Below are 2,366 nucleotides of genomic sequence, written 5' to 3'. Positions count from 1 at the left end.
TAGCCGGTTAGCTTAGTATTGCTTTTTTTAGCAGTTCGTTAGTTATATTTTCAGGGTAGTTATATTTTCAGGGTAGAACATCCAGTCCAGAACAACTAGTCTCTAATTTAAGCGGTGGAAATCAACAGAAAGTGGTTTTGGCAAAATGGATTAGCAGGCCAGTTAAGGTTTTCTTCTTGGACGAACCTACTCGGGGAATTGATGTGGGAGCTAAAGGAGAAATTTATAAATTGATAGAGGAATTGGCTGCCCGGGGGACAGCGGTAGTTATGGTATCTTCTGAAATACCAGAATTACAAGCGATTTGCGACCGGATTATTGTAATGAGAGAAGGACAGGCTGTTGCTGAATTACAGAAAGATAAATTTGAAGCGGATACAATCTTAGCCCATGCCATGGGAGAAATTTGATAAGGAGGTCTTTAAAAGATGGAAGCACAATTAACTAAACCCAAATCATCACTCGATTTGTCAGGGTTTTTAAAAAAATATGGAACCTTAATCGGCTTAATATTGCTGTGTCTAGTATTTTCAATATTGAGCCCTAAGTTTTTCTCATATAGTAATGCCTTAACGATCCTCAGGCAAATTTCAATGTTAATGATAATTAGTACAGGTTTAACAGTAGTAATGATTACAAAAAAAATTGACCTGTCTATAGGATACGTAGCAAGCGCCATAGGGGTACTTCTTGGAGCCCTTATTGTTGACGCGGGGATGCCCATAATTCCTGCCGTCGTTATTGCCTTGCTAATAGGGGCAGTTATTGGGCTTATTAATGGATTCTTTGTAGCCTATATGGGAATTCCTGATTTTATTGCAACACTAGGGATAGGCTTCTTAGTAGCTGGCTTAAACCAGGCATATACACATGGGCATCCAATATCTGGTTTCCCGGAGATTTTTGGTATTTTTGGCTCATGGTATATGTTCGGAATACCAATCTCGATTTTTATAATGGCTGTTTTTATTTTGATTATCCATGTGTTTCTATATAAGACAAGAAATGGCCGGTATATTCATGCCATCGGCAGTAATGAAGAAGCCACAATGTTATCAGGGGTGAATACAAAACGGAATCTCATGTTATCCTTTATTGTTTGTAGCGTGGGTGCTGCTTTGACGGCAGTAGTGTTAACTTCCCATATGGCTGGTGCAAGTCCTACAGCAGGGGAGAGCATGTTATTAGATGCAATTGCGGTAGTCTTTCTTGGAGGGACCGCATTTAGAAATGGTGAACCGAATTTGGGCGGTACATTTGTAGGTGCTTTGATAATTGGTGTTTTGGTTAATGGATTAACCTTGTTGAATGTACCTTATTACTATCAAGATGTGACTAAAGGCATCCTGATTATCCTTGCAGTTTCAATAACATCATTGCAACGGATTAGGAAAGCTTAAATAATTTTAATTATAGGGAAGGGATACAAATGACAGTAGATCTAATTATTACCGGTACCGTTGTTACTCATTATGGAACTTTTGAAGGTACTTCCATTGCTATTAAAGATGGGAAAATTGTGAGTATTGGTACTAAAGATTCAATGCCACTGGCAGAGAAGGAAGTAAATTATGGAGAATTGTTGATCATGCCGGGGGTAGTTGATAACCATGTACACTCTTTGGGAGAGCAACACGAAGGACATTGGAATTCTACATCTGCAGCAGCGGGAGGCGTCACAACAATTAATGATCACCCTCTAGACTTAGGTGGCGCACCAACAAGTATCAAAGACATCGAAGAAAAGGCCAAGCTTACCTCATCAGAGTCTGTTGTGGACTTTTCGTTACTAGCTGGAGGATTACCAGAAAAATTAGAGGATATTCCTTCAGTCGCTAATGCAGGAATAACTGGTTATAAAATGTTAATGCACGCAACTTCCGGAGCGGCTACTTATAATATGCGTGCTGTTGATGATGGAGAATTATATGCGATGTTTGATTTAATTGCTCAAAATAATCAAACGGCAATGGTTCATGCGGAAAATGAGTGGATTATTAATCACTTAGTTAAGAAGTATACTGACGAAGGGAAGACATATTTAGCAGCACACCATCAAACACGACCGGAATTAACCGAATTAGTTGCTACCTATACAGCTATTGAAATTGCAAGGGAACTAAATTGTCGGCTTCATATTGTTCATGCCAGTATCCCTAAGGCATTTGAATTAGTAGCCCAGGCAAGAAAAGAGGGGGTCAGAGTTACTGCTGAAACATGTCCTCATTATTTAATATGTAATTTTAATCGTTTTGAAGATGTAGGTTCGCATTTTAAAATAAATCCTCCTTTAACTTACAAATGCGCGGTCTAACTCCACCGTCTTTAGACGGTATCAGCTTTTAGCCTTATCTTTGTATGTCCAT

2 protein-coding genes and 1 pseudogene are annotated in these 2,366 nt (G+C 39.0%); all 3 read left to right on the top strand.

All coding sequences use genetic code 11. The features are described from left to right. Positions 1-101: 101 nt before the first annotated feature. Positions 102-410, top strand: a pseudogene (locus AB1L08_RS22185) (ATP-binding cassette domain-containing protein); the annotation flags it as partial. An 18-nt stretch (positions 411-428) separates the two neighbouring features. Continuing rightward, on the top strand, positions 429-1,400 hold the full coding sequence (locus AB1L08_RS22180; RefSeq protein ID WP_413066745.1) for an ABC transporter permease: 972 nt from the start codon (positions 429-431) through the stop codon (positions 1,398-1,400). Positions 1,401-1,429: 29 nt separating this feature from the next. Next, the gene (locus AB1L08_RS22175) at positions 1,430-2,314 is read left to right on the top strand and encodes an amidohydrolase family protein (RefSeq protein WP_413066744.1); all 885 of its coding nucleotides are present in this window, start codon (positions 1,430-1,432) and stop codon (positions 2,312-2,314) included. Positions 2,315-2,366 lie beyond the last annotated feature (52 nt).

The organism is Siminovitchia jepli, from assembly GCF_047228825.1.
GTDB lineage: Bacteria > Bacillota > Bacilli > Bacillales > Bacillaceae_C > Siminovitchia.
Note: the sequence above shows the minus strand (reverse complement) of the source record. Positions and strands in the feature narration are given on the sequence as shown.

What these genes read in the sequence shown, in the direction of transcription:
- AB1L08_RS22175 (WP_413066744.1), top strand. Translation starts at nt 1,430, where the DNA reads ATGACAGTAGATCTAATTATTACCGGTACCGTTGTTACTCATTATGGA.
- AB1L08_RS22180 (WP_413066745.1), top strand. Translation starts at nt 429, where the DNA reads ATGGAAGCACAATTAACTAAACCCAAATCATCACTCGATTTGTCAGGG.